Annotated in this window: 15 protein-coding genes; 5 read left to right on the forward strand and 10 right to left on the reverse strand. The window is 66.4% G+C overall.

Translation table 11 applies throughout. The annotated features are described in order from the left end of the window. The 3 genes from RBB42_RS26890 to RBB42_RS26900 all read left to right on the forward strand — a co-directional run. The coding region (locus RBB42_RS26890; RefSeq protein ID WP_306043935.1) for an ABC transporter ATP-binding protein at positions 1 to 989 on the forward strand (989 nt) is incomplete at its 5' end. Further along, positions 986 to 1,678, forward strand: coding sequence for an SDR family NAD(P)-dependent oxidoreductase (locus tag RBB42_RS26895; protein ID WP_305972446.1), 693 nt, complete (start codon positions 986 to 988; stop codon positions 1,676 to 1,678). The genes RBB42_RS26890 and RBB42_RS26895, both read left to right, overlap by 4 nt. 1 nt (position 1,679) lies before the next feature. Next, on the forward strand, positions 1,680 to 3,032 hold the full coding sequence (locus RBB42_RS26900) for an NAD(P)/FAD-dependent oxidoreductase (protein ID WP_305972445.1): 1,353 nt from the start codon (positions 1,680 to 1,682) through the stop codon (positions 3,030 to 3,032). A 16-nt stretch (positions 3,033 to 3,048) separates the two neighbouring features. On the opposite strand, the gene RBB42_RS26905 is transcribed toward RBB42_RS26900, so the two are convergent. Genes RBB42_RS26905 through RBB42_RS26930 form a run of 6 tightly spaced genes read right to left on the reverse strand, consistent with a single transcriptional unit; the run spans position 3,049 to position 9,429 of the window. Continuing rightward, on the reverse strand, positions 3,049 to 3,870 hold the full coding sequence (locus RBB42_RS26905; protein ID WP_305972444.1) for a sulfurtransferase: 822 nt from the start codon (positions 3,868 to 3,870) through the stop codon (positions 3,049 to 3,051). Positions 3,871 to 3,887: 17 nt separating this feature from the next. Further along, on the reverse strand, positions 3,888 to 4,844 hold the full coding sequence (locus tag RBB42_RS26910; protein ID WP_305972443.1) for a hypothetical protein: 957 nt from the start codon (positions 4,842 to 4,844) through the stop codon (positions 3,888 to 3,890). Continuing rightward, the gene (locus tag RBB42_RS26915; RefSeq protein ID WP_305972442.1) at positions 4,841 to 6,181 is read right to left on the reverse strand and encodes a M20/M25/M40 family metallo-hydrolase; all 1,341 of its coding nucleotides are present in this window, start codon (positions 6,179 to 6,181) and stop codon (positions 4,841 to 4,843) included. Before RBB42_RS26915 ends, RBB42_RS26910 begins: the two co-directional genes overlap by 4 nt. After that, entirely contained in the window at positions 6,178 to 7,098 is a 921-nt protein-coding gene (locus RBB42_RS26920; protein ID WP_305972441.1) for an ABC transporter permease, read from the reverse strand. The genes RBB42_RS26915 and RBB42_RS26920 overlap by 4 nt, the downstream gene beginning before the upstream one ends. After that, complete coding sequence (locus tag RBB42_RS26925) at positions 7,098 to 7,937, reverse strand: ABC transporter permease (protein ID WP_305972440.1); 840 nt, start codon at positions 7,935 to 7,937, stop codon at positions 7,098 to 7,100. The genes RBB42_RS26920 and RBB42_RS26925 overlap by 1 nt, the downstream gene beginning before the upstream one ends. A gap of 4 nt (positions 7,938 to 7,941) precedes the next feature. Then, entirely contained in the window at positions 7,942 to 9,429 is a 1,488-nt protein-coding gene (locus RBB42_RS26930; protein WP_305972439.1) for an ABC transporter substrate-binding protein, read from the reverse strand. Between the two features lie 177 nt (positions 9,430 to 9,606). On the opposite strand from RBB42_RS26930, the gene RBB42_RS26935 reads away from it, so the two are divergent. Further along, positions 9,607 to 10,284, forward strand: a complete 678-nt coding sequence (locus tag RBB42_RS26935; protein ID WP_305972438.1) for a GntR family transcriptional regulator — start codon at positions 9,607 to 9,609, stop codon at positions 10,282 to 10,284. 35 nt (positions 10,285 to 10,319) lie between these two features. Here RBB42_RS26935 and RBB42_RS26940 read toward each other — a convergent pair whose 3' ends face one another. Genes RBB42_RS26940 through RBB42_RS26950 form a run of 3 tightly spaced genes read right to left on the reverse strand, consistent with a single transcriptional unit; the run spans position 10,320 to position 14,730 of the window. Continuing rightward, positions 10,320 to 11,078, reverse strand: coding sequence for a helix-turn-helix domain-containing protein (locus RBB42_RS26940; protein ID WP_305972437.1), 759 nt, complete (start codon positions 11,076 to 11,078; stop codon positions 10,320 to 10,322). Further along, complete coding sequence (locus RBB42_RS26945; RefSeq protein WP_305972436.1) at positions 11,075 to 12,679, reverse strand: hydantoinase B/oxoprolinase family protein; 1,605 nt, start codon at positions 12,677 to 12,679, stop codon at positions 11,075 to 11,077. Before RBB42_RS26945 ends, RBB42_RS26940 begins: the two co-directional genes overlap by 4 nt. Then, positions 12,676 to 14,730 (reverse strand): hydantoinase/oxoprolinase family protein, encoded by a 2,055-nt coding sequence (locus RBB42_RS26950; protein WP_305972435.1) that lies wholly within the window; start codon positions 14,728 to 14,730, stop codon positions 12,676 to 12,678. Before RBB42_RS26950 ends, RBB42_RS26945 begins: the two co-directional genes overlap by 4 nt. Before the next feature lie 274 nt (positions 14,731 to 15,004). Between RBB42_RS26950 and RBB42_RS26955 the strand changes: the two genes are divergently transcribed. Further along, entirely contained in the window at positions 15,005 to 15,178 is a 174-nt protein-coding gene (locus RBB42_RS26955) for a hypothetical protein (RefSeq protein ID WP_306043460.1), read from the forward strand. A gap of 48 nt (positions 15,179 to 15,226) precedes the next feature. Here the strand turns inward: RBB42_RS26955 and RBB42_RS26960 are convergent. After that, positions 15,227 to 15,721, reverse strand: a 495-nt coding sequence (locus RBB42_RS26960; protein ID WP_305972434.1) for a TIM barrel protein, incomplete at its 5' end; no start/stop codon positions are given.

Consider the following 15,721-nt stretch of genomic DNA (forward strand, 5'->3'; position numbering starts at 1 on the left):
AAGCGCGCGTGGATGACGGCATTGCCCCCCTGTTGCAGGTGCGCGGCCTGACCACGCGCTATGCCACCGGCGGCGGCTTCCTGGGCCGGGGCGCGGGGCGCGTCCACGCGGTCGAGGGCATCGATTTCGACATTCACCCCGGCGAGACCCTGGCCCTGGTGGGTGAATCCGGCTGCGGAAAATCCTCCGCCGGGCGGTCCATCCTGGGGTTGACCCCGGCGCAGGGCGGATCGGTCAAGCTGGAAGGCGACGAACTTCTGGGCCTGTCACGCCGCGCCATACGCCCCTACCGGCGCAAGATGCAGATGATCTTTCAGGATCCTTTTGCCAGCCTCGATCCCCGGTTCCGCATCGGGGATGCCATCGCCGAACCGATGCTGACCCACGGACTGGTCTCGCGTGCCGAGGCGCCCGCGCGCGTGGCGGACCTGCTGGAAAAGGTCGGGCTGAAAGGCGACATGGCGCGGCGCTATCCCAACGAGTTTTCAGGCGGTCAACGCCAGCGCCTTTGTATCGCCCGCGCGCTGGGCATGACGCCCAGCCTGATCGTCGCGGACGAGGCCGTGTCCGCGCTGGATGTTTCGATCAAGGCGCAGGTGATCAACCTGATGCTGGACCTGCAGGAAGAGATGGGCCTGTCCTACCTCTTCATCAGTCACGACATGGCGGTGGTGGAACGGATGAGCCACCGCGTCGCGGTCATGTACCTTGGCGAGATCGTAGAAATCGGCCCACGCGCAGCGATCTTCGAGACCCCGCAGCATCCCTACACCCGCCGCCTGCTCTCGGCCGTGCCAGTGCCAGACCCGGCGCGCAGGGACGTGCGGCGCGGGCTGGACGTGCGCGAACTGAAAAGCCCGGTGCGCCCGCTGGACTATCAGCCGCCAAAACGCGAATGGCGCGAGGTTTCGCCGGGGCATCGCGTCCAGGTGCCCGGCCAGGAATGGGCTGGCGAGATCGCCGAGCAGGCGGCGGGCATCCCGGCATGAGCCGCCCCGTCGTGATGATTTCCGGCGCCAGCCGGGGCATCGGCGCGGCCATCGCCGCCGAGATGCAATCCGCCGGATGGGCCTTGAGCCTGGGCCTGCGCGATCCGGCCAGCAGCCCCCTGCCCGCCTCGAACCACGTTCTGACCTGCCGCTACGACGCCACCGACCCGGACAGCGAAAGAACCTGGACCGCCGCGACGCAGGCGCGTTTTGGCCGGCTGGACGGGCTTGTGCTGAACGCCGGCATCCACAGTGCCCATTCGGTGCTGGAGGCCAGCGAGGCCGAGTTCGACCGGCTGATCGGCGTCAATGTGAAATCCCCGATGCGCCTGTCGCAACTTGCCTGGCCCCTGCTCGAACTGGGCCCCGGCCGGATCGTCACCATTGCCTCGCTCTCTGGCAAGCGCGTGAAATCGCCGGGATCAGGCCTGTATGCCATGTCGAAATTCGCCCTTGTCGGGTTGACCCATGCCCTGCGGCAAGCCGGCAAGGACAGCCGTGTGCGGGCCACCGCGATCTGTCCCAGCTTCGTGGCCACGGACATGGGCCGCGCCGCATCGGGCACCGATGGCAGCGACAAGACCCGCCCCAAGGACATTGCCCGCATCACCCGCACCGTGTTGGAATTGCCCGCCTCTGCCAGCGTGGCCGAAATCCCCGTCCACTGGGGGGTCGAGGATTGTTTCTGACATGACACTGCCCAATCGCGGCCCCGCCCCGCTTTCGGTCGCCAGTTCGGGCGATCTGCCTGCGACGGCAGATGTCGTCGTCATCGGCGGCGGGATCATCGGCGTGGCAACGGCACTGGACCTTGCCCGCGCCGGCCATGGCACATGCCTGCTGGAAAAGGGGATCATCGCCGGGGAACAATCCAGCCGCAACTGGGGCTGGGTCCGGCAGGCCGGGCGCGACCTGCGCGAACTTCCCCTGTCGAGCCTGGCGCGCCGCCGCTGGCAGACCCTGTCGGACAGGATCGGCCCCGATCTTGGCTATGTCGAATGCGGCATTGCCTATGTCGCCCGCTGCTCTGAACAGGCGGCCCGTCACCAGGCCTGGGTGACAGAGGCCGCGGGGCACGGCATCGCCGCCAGGATACTGGACCCCGAAAGTCTCATGGCCATCGCCCCCGGGCTGGCCCGAACCGGACTGTCCGCGCTTTATCTGCCCGGTGACGGGCGAGCCGAACCGCAAAGCGCCGCGCCGCTGCTGGCGCGCGAGGCCGTCCGGGAGGGGGCAAGCATCCACCAGAACTGTGCCGCGCTGAAGATCGAAACCGACCATGCAGGCATCTGCGGGGTGCGTACGGAACGGGGGCAAATCGCAACGCGAAGCGTCGTCGTCGCGGGCGGCATCTGGTCCGCGCCGCTGCTGCGACGGCTGGGGGTCGAGCTGCCCCAGCTCAAGGTCCTGTCCTCGGCCTTCCGCACCGGCCCGCTGACAGAGGCACAGACTAGCGCCTTCATCCCGTGCCTTTCGCTGGGGGGCGTTGCCCTGCGGCACCGTGCGGATGGCGGGGTCACGATGGCCAGTTCCGCGACAGCCGTGGCCGAGATCGTGCCGGACAGTTTCCGCCACATGCGGGCCTTTCTGCCCGGCTTGCGCAGCATGCTGCCGGGCCTCAAGCTGCGGCTGGGCGCCGCCACCCTGCGCGAGGCCGGCTGGTTGCTGTCCGGCACTGCGCTGGAACGCAGCCTGACGCGCCACCGCATCATGGATCCCACGCCGGACCGCCGCGCCCTGCGACAGGTCAAGCAGCGCCTTGCGGAGAGCTTTCCCGCGCTGGCGGACCTCGAAGAGGTGCAGCGCTGGGGCGGCCTGATCGACGTGACACCTGACGTGATCCCAGTCATCTCGACCGTCGCCGGCGTGCCGGGTCTGGTCGTCGGGACGGGCTTTTCCGGGCATGGTTTCGGTATCGGCCCCGGTGCCGGGCGCGTGCTGGCCGAACTGGCCACGGATCAACGGCCCAGTGTCGACCTGCGGGAGTTCCGGCTCGACCGTTTCGGCAAGGGCGGGCGCGTAGAGATCCAGTCATGGCTCTGACGCACTCGGCCCCGGGTCAGGCGGCGGGCCCCGTTTCCATCGGCAAGTCCGGATCGGCGGCCCATTCGTGCCAGGAGCCGACAAAGATCCCGACCCTGTCGAACCCTGCCATGCGCAATCCGTAGAGCGCTGTCGCCGCCCGCGCGCCACGATGGCAATAGGTGACGACAGGCCGCGCCGGGTCCAGCCCGGCAGCAATGGCCGCCGCGCGGATCTCGTCAGAAGGGCGATAGCGCCCGTCGCGGATCATGTCCTCGTAGAACATGAACAGCGCGCCGGGCACGCGGCCGCCACGCGCACAGCATTCATGCGCGAAACTGCCGTCGAATTCGCTGGGACGGCGCACGTCGAAAATCTGCAACTCTGGCGCCGGTGTCAGCAGCGCGTCACGGGTCAGGGCCAACTCGGGACGCCAGCCCTCTGGCGCAGGACCGTCTACATGAGTGATCGCCTCGGCCCCCCCCTGCCCCGGCGCCGTCGCCCCGCCGATCTCGCGCCAGGCCCGCAGCCCGCCATCCAAAATCACGCCACGGTCACGCCCGAGGAGCTCCTGAAACCACAGCCCACGTGGCGAGCGCATGCCCGTTTCCTCCTCGAACCAGACCACGGTCCGGGCCTTGTCCAGTCCGGCCCGGCGAAAGGCCTCGGCGGCGCCCGCCGCCATGCCGGCATAGCCCACATCGGTGCTTTCCGGCACGAAATAGTCGTAGACGTTCAGAAAGATCGCGCCCGGCAGGGTCTCCTGCTCCCAGGCCTCGCGGGTGCGTGTATCAACCAGGACAAGCCCCGGTTCATCCAGCCGGGCGGCAAGCTCGCTTGCGGAAATGGTCACAGGCATGTCGGTCCTTTCGGAAATCAGTCGGTTAGGATCTGCCCCAACCCCAGGTCGGTGGCCCGGCGCATCAGCCGCGCGGCAAGGGCGATGTCGAAGATGTTCAGCCCGAAGCTGGAGAAATAGACGCAGGCCGCCGGGTCCGGTCGCCAGCCGTCCAGCAGGATCGCAGGCGCGTCGGCGGCGACGCGACTGGCCGGAAATCGCCCGGCGCGGTGCATCTGGAACAGGCTCTTGGCGCTGGTGCGCGCGAAATCTCCCCAGAGATCGCAGGTCACGGCATCGGCGCGGTCGATCGCGTCAAAGCTGACCTCGTGAAAGCCGGTCTGCAGGACCAGCGCGCCCCTGGTCATCACCTCCGGCCCCAGGATCGGTTCGGGCGCCGAGGTACAGGCAAATGTCACCTCCGCCGCCAGGCTGGCCGCCGCGGCGGTCTTGTGAGAACGGACCAGGACGCCTTCGGGCACCTGCAATGCGCGTCCCGACCGCGTCCAGTGATGCACCTCTGCCAGGTCGGGAAGCACGGCCTGTGCCATCCGCAGGTGCATTTCGGCCTGTGCCCCGGCGCCAAGGATCGCGACACGCCGGACGCGGGGTTTCAGCGCTCGCACCACCGCCCCGGACAGAGCCGCGGTCCGCACGCGGGTCAGCATGGCGCTGTCCACGACACCCATCGGCAGGCCCGTGTCCAGATCGTCGAGGATGGTTCGCGAGGTGATCGCCTCGCCCCCCTGCGGCGCCTCGGGCCGGTGGATGGTCCATTTCAGCCCGGCAGCGGCAAAGCGCCCGCCGACCCGGGCAGGCAGACCATATCCCTTGGCGCGGGGATCAGCCCCCAACGGCAGGACGTTCTCGGCGGCCATCTCGGCCTTTCCGGCACGCAACAGGGCCAAGGCGTCATGCACATCGGCAAGGGCCGCGTCCCAGTCAAGCGCCCCGGCGGCGACGAGGTCACGGCGGTTGAGGTAGCGGCTGGTCATACGCCCTGCCCCATGTGGGTCAGCCAGGCCTGGACCGAGGCGATGAACCGCCCGAACCCTTCGATCTGCAGGAACTCGTCAACCGCATGGGCATTCCCGCCCCGTCCTGCGCCACCGATCAGAAAGTTCTCGGCATGGCGGGCAAAGGCGTGCCCGGGGGCAGAGCCCAGGGCCCAGGGCCAAACCTGCGGCGCCTGCGAGGTCTGTTCATAGGCCGCGATCAGGGCCTGCGCACCCCGACTGTCGGCGCCGAACCGCACGCCCGGTGCACTCTCTCCTACCTCCAGCGTCACGGCGCTGCTGTCCAGCCGGGCGCGCTGCGCCGCCAGGAAACGGTCGGCCTCCAGCCCCGGCGGGGTGCGCAGGTCGAACAGGGCCTCGGCCCGGTGCGGGATCACGGCGGTGTCGCCCGCCGGGGCGCTGACCAGCGAAGAGATATTGAGCGAGGCGGTCCGCAGGACATGGCGCAGCAACGCCTCGGCCTCTCCGCCACGGGCAAAGCGACTGGCAGTGCGAAAATCCAGTTCGGACTCCGGGTCGAACCCCTGCGCCAGCCGCGCGATCAACCCAGAGGCCTCTTCATCCAGCGCGACCTGATCCAGTTCGCCCGTCACCGCACCGCCGAAGTCCGCCAGCGCGTCGACAAGCACCCGTGCAGGGTTGGCGATCCAGGGCGCGTTGCTGGAATGAATCGCGGTGCGCGGGCCGCCCCACTCCCCACCCTCGACCAGCAGTCGGCCCTTGGTGATCCCCGAAAAACCCAGGAACAGACGCGGCGCCCCGCCGCCATATTCGCAAAGGCTGGGAAACAGTCCGCCCGCGCAGGACGGCAAGGGATACCCGGGCGCGGCGAGGTAGCGCCGCATCGCGGGCGAGCCCTGTTCTTCTTCGCCGTCCAGAAGGATCTCGACGTTGACGTCCAGGCGACCGGCGCGGTGCAGGTCGCGCAGGGCGACAAGCATGCCGGCCAGCGGCCCCTTGTTGTTCTCGGCACCGCGGGCGACAAAGACCTCGCCCAGCCCCTCCATCCGGGTCCGTCCGCCCGTCCAGGGATCGACGCGCCACCCGTCGGGCGCCGCGGGCATGACGTCATACATGTTGTAGAGGATCACGCTGTCATTCGCGCCGACATCAAGCCGCGCATGGATCACCGGGGCGCCCTCTGGCTCTTCGATCGGCGCGATGATGGTCGCCCCCAGGTCGCCGGTCAGCCAGTCCAGCAGGGCGGTCACCTGGCGTGTCTGCGCCGCCGGGTCACCGGCGTGCGAGGGGATCGCACACCAACGCGCCGTCAGGTCCAGCGCCTCGTCCAGCAGAGGGGCGGGCGCCGTCCTCACAGGCGGATCCTCGGGTTCAGCCAGGTGTAGGCCACGTCGACCAGGAAATTCGCCACGACAAAGACCAGTGCTGCGAACAGGACCACCGCCTGCACGACCGGGAAATCGCGGTTCTGGATCGCCTCGACCGCCAGCCGCCCGATGCCCGGCCAGGCAAAGATGATTTCCGTCACCAGAGCGCCCCCCATGAGCGAGGCCAGGTACATGCCCTGCAGGGTGACAACCGGGATCATCGCGTTGCGCAGCGCGTGGCGCACGACGATGCGCCATTCGGTCAACCCCTTGGCGCGCGCGGTGCGGACATAGTTTTCGCCCAGCGTCTCGATCAGGCTGGACCGTACCAGCCGCGTGATTGCCGAGAGGTAGTAGGCGCCCAACGCCACCGAAGGCATGACCAGGTGGCTGAGGCTGCCATAGCCGCTGGACGGCAGCCAGCGCAGATTCAGCGAAAACAGGATGATCAGCATCAGCGCCAGCCAGAACACCGGCACCGCCTGCCCCAGCAGGGAAATGACGCGAATGGCAAAATCGATCGGGCTGTTCTTGCGCACGGCGGCGATGGCGCCCAGCAAGAAACCCAGCAACGAGGACCAGAGCAGGGCCGAAAGCGCCAAGAGCGCGGTTGCGCCCAGCCGTTCGGTCAGCAGGTCCATCGCCGGGCGGCTGTAGCGCAGGGATGACCCCAGGTCTCCCTGCAGCGCATCGACCAGGAACCGCCCATACTGGACAATGATCGGATCGTCGAAGCCCATCGCTTCGCGGAAGGCGTCGATTTCCGCGGCGGTTGAGTCCGGCGCCATCATCAGCACCGCCGGATCGCCGGTCAGGAACAGTGCAAAGAACACCAGCGCCGAGACGCCGAACATCACGATCAGCCCCTGAGCGGCGCGGGACAGCAGGAAGCGCAGGCCTTTCATCAGGACACCTTGCTTTCGGCCCGGCGGACAAGCCAGTCGCCAAGCAGGTTGCAACCGATGACCAGCGCGCCGATCATCAGGCCGGGATAGAGCACCAGCCAGTTCGCGATCAGGATGACGGACCGGCCCTCACCGATCAGGTTGCCCAGCGTCGGCATCGGTGGCTGCACCCCAAGCCCGAGAAAGCCGACAGAGGCCTCGAGGATGATCAGGCGCGGCAGATCCAGCGTCAGCAGCACGGTCTGCGGCCCGATGATATTGGGCAGGACATGGCGAAAGATGATCGTCATGTCCGACAGCCCCATCGCGCGCGAGGCGTCGATGTATTCCAGTTCCCGCACCTCCAGCGTGCGCCCCCGGGCGACCCGGGCGAAGATCGCCCAGCCCGTCAGGCCCAGAACGATCACGAGGTTCGTCATCGAAGGCCCCAGCACCGAGACCAGCAAGAGGATCAGGAGGATAAAGGGCACCGCCAGCTGGATGTCCACAAGGCGCATGATCAGCGCATCGACCCAGCCGCCGTAATACCCCGCGATCATGCCCAGGGCGGTACCCAGCACGACAGAGATCAGTGCCGCGATCAGCACGATCCCGAAGGACACCAGCGTCCCCAATCCCAGCCGGGCGAGAAGATCCCGCCCGAGCTGATCGGTTCCCAGCGGATGAAGCGAGTCACCCACCACTGTCATCGGAGGTTTGAACGTCGCGGAGATGTCACCGCGCAGCGGGTCCAGCGGCCAGGCCAGCGGGACCAGGATGCAAAAGGCCACTGCGGCCACGAGGAGGACGACCGCCAGGGCGGCGTCCTCGTTTCCCTTGATGCGCAAACTTCCGGTCAAGAGGTCAGTCCATCGTGATCGAGAATACGGGGATACGAGCGTCGGCCCGGCCGTCGAAATTCACGTTCGGGGCTTTGCCCATCAGCTTGTCTTCCTGGTAGAGTGTCACCAGCGGCACCTGCTCGGCGGCGACTTCCTGGATCTCCTGCAGGATTGCCGCGCGCGCCTCTGGATCGACGGTCGACCGGCTCTGGTCCAGCAGCGCATCAAGGGCGTCGATCCGGGCACCCGAATAGGGCTCACCCGATTTCATGATCGCATAGATGGCCGCGTCCGCGTCAAGCGTCTGGGTGGATCCCCAACCCAGCATGTAGATCGGTCCCTCGAAAGGCACGGTCTGGGTGTAGACCGACCATTCCATCGTTTCCTGGTTCACATCCAGGCCGATGTCCTCGAAGCCCTGCGCGATGGTCTGGGCCACCTCGGCGTTCTTCATGTAGCGGAAGGACGATTGCAAAGTGATCTCGAACCCGTCTTCAAAGCCGGCCTCGGCCAGCAGTTGCTTCGAAAGTTCCGGGTCGAATTCCGGGACCGGCACGTCGAGATAACCGAAATCGGCGGCACCGACCTGTGTACCCTTCGGCGTGGCAAGACCACCCAGCAGGTTCTCGGTGATCGAGACGCGATCGATGGCATGGTTCAGGGCCTGGCGGACCTTGACGTTGTCCAGCGGCGCCTTGTCCATGCGCAGGCCCAGGTAGATGGTCAGGCCACCGTTCTCGACCTGCACAAGGTCGGCGTCAGGCGTTTGCTGCAACAGCGGCACCAGGTCGACCGGCACGTCCTCGATCAGCCCCACCTCGCCAGTGATCAGCGAGGTGATCCGCGCCGTCGCATCGGGGATCGGGCGCCAGATCACCGTCTTGATGTCGGGCTGGCCGCGCCAGTAGTCGGGGTTGGCCTCCAGCGTCACCCGCTCGTCGGGCACGAAATCCACGAAGGTATAGGCGCCGGTGCCGACGGGATTGTTGGCGAAATGCTCGCGCCCATGTTCGGCGATGTATTTCGGCGGCACGATGTAGGCAGGGTAACGGCTCATCCGTGTCGGCAACAGCGGATCGGGCTTGGCCGTGACGATGCGCACGGTCATCGGGTCCACCACCTCGACCGAGGAAATCGTGCGGATATAGGAGATGGTCGGCGCCTTGTTGTCCGGGTTCAGCACGCGGTCGAGGCTGAATTTCACCGCCTCGGCGTCAAAGGGTTCGCCGTTGTGAAAAGTCACGCCTTCGCGCAGCGTGAATTCCCAGGTGGTGTCGTCGACGGCGGTCCAGCCGGTCGCCAGGCCCGGAACCAGCTTCATGTCCTCGTCGCGCATGACCATCGTGTCAAAGATATTGTCGACGATGGTCGCCGCCTCGCGCAGGAAACCGGGGTCAAGCGCGTTGGTCGAGGCAGATCGCCCAATGACGAGCGTGTCGTCCTGTGCGAATGTCGCCGTGGCCGGAAAGGCCAAGGCAAGACCGAGGGCAAATGCAGAAATATTCTTCATGTCGTGAGACCTCCTATTGGATGCAGTCGCAAGTTGGATGGGAAAGCGGGCCGCCTGTCTTGGCCTCGTGTTTGGATCTTTCGCAGCGATCCATAATATAATATATCATATATCATTACTCCACAAGCCGGGCGTCGCCCCGCGTGCAGTCGGACCACATGCAGGAGATCGTTTTTTATGCAGACCGGATTCAGCGCCCCGCCCCGCAAGAGCCTGACCGCCCATGTCGAAAGCCAGCTGCGCGACGCGTTGATCGAAGGCCGGATGGAGCCGGGCACGCGGCTGGTGACAAAGGACCTGGCGACCTCGCTGGGGATGAGCATCACGCCGGTGCGCGAAGCTCTGGTGCGTTTTGCGGCCTCGGGCGTGCTGACGGCGGAACCGGCCAGTTCGTTTCGCGTCCCCGTCATGACCGTGGCCAGCTACGCCGAGCTGGGGGCGATCCGCAAACGCGTGGAATCCCTCGCCGCCGAGACCGCGGCGCAAAAGATGACCCCCGCACAGATCGACGCCCTGGAACAGCGCGTGCAGGCCTACATTGAGGCGAAGCACACCCGCGACCCGCATGAGGCGCTGAAGGAGAACAAGGAGCTGCGGTTCAGCCTTTACGCCGCCGCCGAAATGCCGATCCTGCTGCAGACGATCGAAACGCTTTGGCTGCGCGCCGGCCCGGGGTTCAACTATCTCTTTCCTGATCCCGGGGCGAGCCGGACAGAGCACGCCAATTACGAGGCGCTGATAAAGGCGCTGCGCTCCGGCGACCCCGAGGCCGCCGGAGCGGCGATCTGCCGTGCCATCGACGACGGGTCGGAACGGGTGTCTCGTGCCCTTGCGGAACGTGAACGCCAGGCTTGAGCGGACTGGGGTTCCGAAGCCCGGGCAATTCATGATCACAGTTCCATCGCCGACAGGTGACGGGACAGGCTGTCGCGGACGCGCTGTTTCAGCTCTGCCTCCATGTCGCGCCCCGGCGCCAGCACCGAGACCGCCAGCTCGACGCCGCCCCGCCCGACGTTGTCCCGCACCGGCATCGCCAGGCTGCAGACATCGACCTTGCCGGAACGTCGGGACACCAGCAGCCAGCCCTGTTCGAGATAGCGCGACAGTTCATCCCGGACCCCGGTCTCGCCCAGACCCCAGTCGGCATAGCGCGGCGCGTTGATGCGCAGCACCTGCTCGCGGCCCGGGGCGTCCATCTCGCCCAGCACGACCAGCCCGCCGACGCCCACACCAAGAGGCAGCCGCCCGCCGATGCCGTCGAACATCGCGGGCACCTGGGCGAAACCGCTTTGCCAATCCAGGCAAACGGAATCGAACCCCGCCCGCGCCATCAGAAAGGTCGGCAGGCCCGTTTCCGCCGCCACGTTGATCAGCAAAGGACGCAGCGTGGCGGTCATGTCGCCCACCGCGGCCTCCTTGAGTGCTATGGCATGGATCGCGGGACCGACGTGGTAATTCCCGCGCCGCCCGATCTGCATGACGAACCCGTGGTCGGCCAGCGCCGCTACCGCGCGATGGACCGATGCGCGGGGATCGCCCAACGCCTCTGCCAGGGCGGTCAGCGAAAGACCTTCGGCCCCGGCTTCACCCAGAACGGCCAGGATACGCGCGGCGCGGGCCGCGTTCGAAGAGGTGCGCGGCGAACTCATGCGCGGGCCGCCTTGCGCCCTGCCCGCGCATCCGCGTCCCGCAACACGGCAGAGCGCCCTGCCGGATCGCCGTGGCCCCCGCCGCCGGGCGTGATGACCTCGAAGATATCGCCCGCCGCCAGGTCGGCGCTGCCCGAAAGGCCGATGGCCTGCGGATCGCCATTGATGCGGAAGGCGCCGCTGGCCCCCGGTACGCCACCGGCCAGCCCCCAGGCGCGCGACGTCAGCCGCGCGCCCATGATCTGCACCCGGCAATCGGCATCGGCGCGATAGACCCGCCTTACACCCATACCGCCCAGCCAGGTGCCATCACCGCCGCTGTCCTCGGCAAATTCATAGGCCATCAAGGTGATCGGGTACTCCGCCTCAAGCGCCTCCAGCGGCAGGTTGGAGGTATTGGTCATATGCACTTGCACCGCATCCAGACCGTCCTTGTCGGGCCGTGCGCCAGAGCCGCCGGCGATGGTTTCGAGGTAGACCCAAAGTCCACCATCGGGGCGCGTACCGCTGAAACTGGCTACATGGACCGAACCGCAGGCCGCCGCGCTGACGCGGTCCGGGACCACCTGCGCCAGCGCGCCGTGGATCAGGTCGACCACCCGCTGACAGGCAGAGATACGTCCGTCCACCGCCGCCGGGTGCACGCAGTTCAGCAGCGTGCCGGGCTGCGCCGTGATGCTCAGGGGCCGCGCAAGCCCCGCATTGGGCAGGATCGTCGGATCGACCACCGACTTCACCGCGTAATAGACCGTCGCCTGCAGCGCGGTGTAGATCACGTTCAGACCCGCCCGCACCTGCGGCGGGCTGTCAAAGGTCAGCGCCATCTGCTCGCCACGGATCGTCAGCGTGACTGACAGCGTCAAGTGTTCGGCCTGGCTCTCGGTCTCGAATATGTCCGAGAAGGTCCATGTGCCATCCGGAAGCGCCGCGATCCCGGCGCGCATCTTGCGTTCGGCATAGGCCATCAGCGCGACACCCGCCGCCTCCACCGTCTCGACGCCGAAACGGGCGCAGAGTTCCTGCATCCGCAACACGCCCAGCCGGTTCGCCGCCATCTGCGCGCGCAGGTCGGACAGGCGTTCGTCCGGCACCTGGCAATTCAGCAGGAAAAGACGCATGACCTCTGCCTGGCGCACGCCGTCGCGTTGCAGGCGGGTCGGCGGAATGCGCAATCCCTCCTGGTAGACATGGGCGTGGCCCCGGTCGGCGAAATCCGAATGATGCGCGGTATTGATGGCCCAGCCGAACAACGCGCCCTCGACGAAGATCGGCTCTGCCATGACGATGTCCGGCAGATGCGTGCCGCCCCCCGCGTAGGGATCGTTGCCGATAAACACATCGCCTGGGCGCAGGTCCTCTGCCGGATAGGCCTCCAGCAGGCGCGGCACGAATTGCAGGAAGCTGCCAAGGTGCATCGGGATATGTTCGGCCTGGCAGAGGATTTCGCCCTTTGCCGTGCAAAGCGCGGTTGAACAATCGCGCCGTTCCTTGATGTTGGTGGAATGACTGGCGCGCACCAGCGCCTCGCCCATCTCGTCCACCGCAGAGGAAAAGGCGCTGCCGATCACCTCGACGGTCACGGGGTTCAGCGTCCGGGTCATGTGCTGCGCTCCAGGATCAGGGTCAGGTAGGGGTCGACGCGCGCCGTCATTCCCGGCGGGACGACAGTGGTGGTATCCAGCTGGTCAATGATCGCAGGCCCTTCGATCAGATTCCCCGGCCTCAAGAGGGTACGATCATAGATGGGAGTCTCGGCGAAACCGCCCGCTTCGCGCATCCAGACCGGGCGTTGGCCGGTCTGCGCGGCGGAGGCATCCGGCCCCGCGTCCGGATATGCTGGCATCTGCGCTTTGGACACGAGACCGGTGGCCTGCAGCCGATAGGTCACCATCTGGATCGCGTCGCCCTCGGCCACGAAACCGTAAAGCTGTTCGTGCCGGGCCAGAAACCCCTCGCGCAACGCGGCAAGGCTGTCTTCGTCGATCGGCCCCTCGGGCAGATCAACGGCAATCTCGTAGTTCTGGCCAGCATAGCGCATATCGACGTGCAGGCTCAGCCGCTGCGCCTCGGGCGCGATGCCTTCGCGGGCAAACCAATCCCGCGCCTGATCCGCCAAGCCCTCGAAGACCTCGGCCAGATGCGCGGGCCGCGCCTCGTCCAGCAGCCGGATCTGCGTCGCGGCATAGTCCGTCCGCAGGTCCGTCAGCAACAGGCCCAGTGCGCAGAGAACGCCCGGCGTGCGCGGGATCAGGATGCGGTCCATGCCCAGTTCCGCCGCCAGCCGCGCGGCGTGCACCGGCCCGGCGCCACCAAAGGCCATCAGCGCATAGTCGCGCGGATCATGCCCGCGCTGGACAGAGATCAGGCGGATCGCCTTGGCGGTATTCGCGGTCACGATGTCCAGGATACCGTCCGCGGTTTCCATCACGCCCAGGTCCAGCCGGTCGGCGAGCCGTTGCATCGCCGCCAGCGACAGGTCACGGTCGATGGGCATCTGCCCGTTCAGCAGAGCCTTGGGGTTCTGGGTCTGCAGAACCACATTGGCATCGGTCACTGTCGGGTCCTCGGTACCCAGGCCATAGCAGGCCGGGCCCGGGTGGGCCCCGGCGCTGCGCGGACCGACCTTCAGCAAACCGCCGCTGTCGACACGGGCGATAGAACCGCCGCCCGCGCCCACTGTGTGAATATCCAGCATCGGGGTCTTGAGTGGGTACCTGTGGACATCCGCCTCCGCCACGAGGCGACAATTGCCGCCAGTCAGCAATGCGACGTCCGAGCTGGTTCCGCCCATGTCGAACGTGATCAGGTTGTCGATGCCGGTGACCTGGCCGATCCTCTGCGCCGCGACAACCCCGGTCGACGGGCCCGAAAGCAGCGTACGCACCGGCACGCGCGCCGCGTGATCAAATCCCGCCACACCGCCGTTCGACTGCGTCAGGTTTGGCGCCACTGACAAGCCCGCGTCGTGCAGCTTTGACTTGAGCGCCGAAACATAGCCCCGCATCACCGGGCCGAGATAGGCGTTCACAACAGTGGTGGACAAACGTTCATACTCGCGGAATTCGGGCGCGACATCGGACGAAAGGCTCAGGAACGCTTGGGGGAACTCCTCTGCGATGATTTCTGCAGCGCGCCTTTCATGCCTGTCAGAGAGGAAGGCGTAGAGAAAGCTGACCGCGATCGCCTCAACCCCCTCGGCGCGGAGGTGCCGGACAGCTGTGCGCAGTTCCTCTTCGTCCAGCGGCGCCTCTACGCTGCCATCTCCACGCAGACGCTCGCTGACACCCAGCCGCAGGTCGCGCGTGACCAGTTCCTGCGGCTTGTCGGCGCTCATGTCGTAAAGGTGCGGGCGCTTTTGCCGAGCGATGGCCAAGAGGTCACGAAAGCCCGCGGTGGTGATCAGCCCCGTCTTGACTCCACGATGCTGGATCAAGGCGTTGGTCGCAACTGTCGTGCCATGTCCGAAAAAGGCGACATCCTGCGCAGAAACCCCGGCGCGCGACAGACCTTCAGCAAAAGCCTGCACGATCCCGCGCGAGGGATCGTCCGGCGTCGACCTGACTTTCCAGATCTGCACTTCGCTCCTGTCTTCGTCGACGAGGCAAACATCCGTGAACGTGCCGCCCGAGTCGATGCCGATGCGCCAGGCCATCGCTTCATCCCATCTTCAATGTCTTCGACAATCGTTTAGGGCATGAGGCACAGCCACCAAAGACAGGACCATTTATCGGACCTGATTAATGATTATATTCCCATTATCGGATCTTATGTGATCAAGATTTACGCGATCGCGGAACTGGTTACCATTGTCGGCGTCGCAACTCGCCAGGCACTGCAGGGCGTTTCGCAAAGAGCGGCAGCAGCGGCAGTTGAACTGTTTCGCCGCAAGCGGAGATTGAACCAAACGAGACCCGAAATTCAAAGACATGCGCGTACGATGCGGCGTCTCCCCCGCCACCGGCTTTCGCACCGACCTGACCGAAAGCGGGAAAGGCAACAGGCTCGCCCGGACCAGCCGTTCCGGTACGGCCAAAGCCCGGCCGAAATCGACGATGCCGGGGCGGGCTGCGACCTTCAAGATCGACGTAGTTGATCAGTGATCCGCACGTCTTGCCCATCCCGCATATGCCTGTCTCTGCCGTTGATCCTCAGGAGTGACCAAATTTCTGACCCGGCGTCGAGGCCCCGCCAATGTCCAGCACCTGCCAACGCTCGATGGTCAAACCGGAGCATGTGCAATTATCGACGATACGGTCATAGCCGAGCTTCGAGTATTCGAACGGAGGCGCCTTTGCCGGGTCCTGCTCGGCCTCGACGACGATCCAGCCGGTGTAATCCATCGCCTTCAGCTTGTCGGTCACCGTCTGGAAGTCGATGCAGCCCTCCGGGTCGCCCGGCACCGAGTAGACGCCTGACGCCACGCCGCCGAGAAAGCTGCGGTCCTTTGCGTGCACCCCGAGCGCTGGCTGGCGGACGTCCTTGAAGTGCACGTGGCGGACCCGGTCGCCCCACTTGTCGTGCATCTTTTCGAGGTCCGCGATGGAGGAGACATTGCCCGCCGTCGCGCCCATCGCCTCGGCGTGTTTGGCAAAGTCGATGTTGGAGTTTTCGCCGCCGATCGCGTGGTCCAGCAGGTTGTTGAA

This window comes from Mameliella sp. MMSF_3455 (genome assembly GCF_030733205.1).
Taxonomy (GTDB): domain Bacteria; phylum Pseudomonadota; class Alphaproteobacteria; order Rhodobacterales; family Rhodobacteraceae; genus Antarctobacter.

Excerpts from the sequence above, each read along its gene's own strand:
- RBB42_RS26920 (WP_305972441.1), bottom strand. The coding sequence starts at position 7,098 with ATGAAAGGCCTGCGCTTCCTGCTGTCCCGCGCCGCTCAGGGGCTGATC.
- RBB42_RS26905 (WP_305972444.1), bottom strand. The coding sequence starts at position 3,870 with ATGCCTGTGACCATTTCCGCAAGCGAGCTTGCCGCCCGGCTGGATGAA.
- RBB42_RS26935 (WP_305972438.1), top strand. The coding sequence starts at position 9,607 with ATGCAGACCGGATTCAGCGCCCCGCCCCGCAAGAGCCTGACCGCCCAT.
- RBB42_RS26930 (WP_305972439.1), bottom strand. The coding sequence starts at position 9,429 with ATGAAGAATATTTCTGCATTTGCCCTCGGTCTTGCCTTGGCCTTTCCG.
- RBB42_RS26895 (WP_305972446.1), top strand. The coding sequence starts at position 986 with ATGAGCCGCCCCGTCGTGATGATTTCCGGCGCCAGCCGGGGCATCGGC.
- RBB42_RS26945 (WP_305972436.1), bottom strand. The coding sequence starts at position 12,679 with ATGACCCGGACGCTGAACCCCGTGACCGTCGAGGTGATCGGCAGCGCC.
- RBB42_RS26910 (WP_305972443.1), bottom strand. The coding sequence starts at position 4,844 with ATGACCAGCCGCTACCTCAACCGCCGTGACCTCGTCGCCGCCGGGGCG.
- RBB42_RS26900 (WP_305972445.1), top strand. The coding sequence starts at position 1,680 with ATGACACTGCCCAATCGCGGCCCCGCCCCGCTTTCGGTCGCCAGTTCG.
- RBB42_RS26955 (WP_306043460.1), top strand. The coding sequence starts at position 15,005 with ATGCGCGTACGATGCGGCGTCTCCCCCGCCACCGGCTTTCGCACCGAC.
- RBB42_RS26940 (WP_305972437.1), bottom strand. The coding sequence starts at position 11,078 with ATGAGTTCGCCGCGCACCTCTTCGAACGCGGCCCGCGCCGCGCGTATC.
- RBB42_RS26950 (WP_305972435.1), bottom strand. The coding sequence starts at position 14,730 with ATGGCCTGGCGCATCGGCATCGACTCGGGCGGCACGTTCACGGATGTT.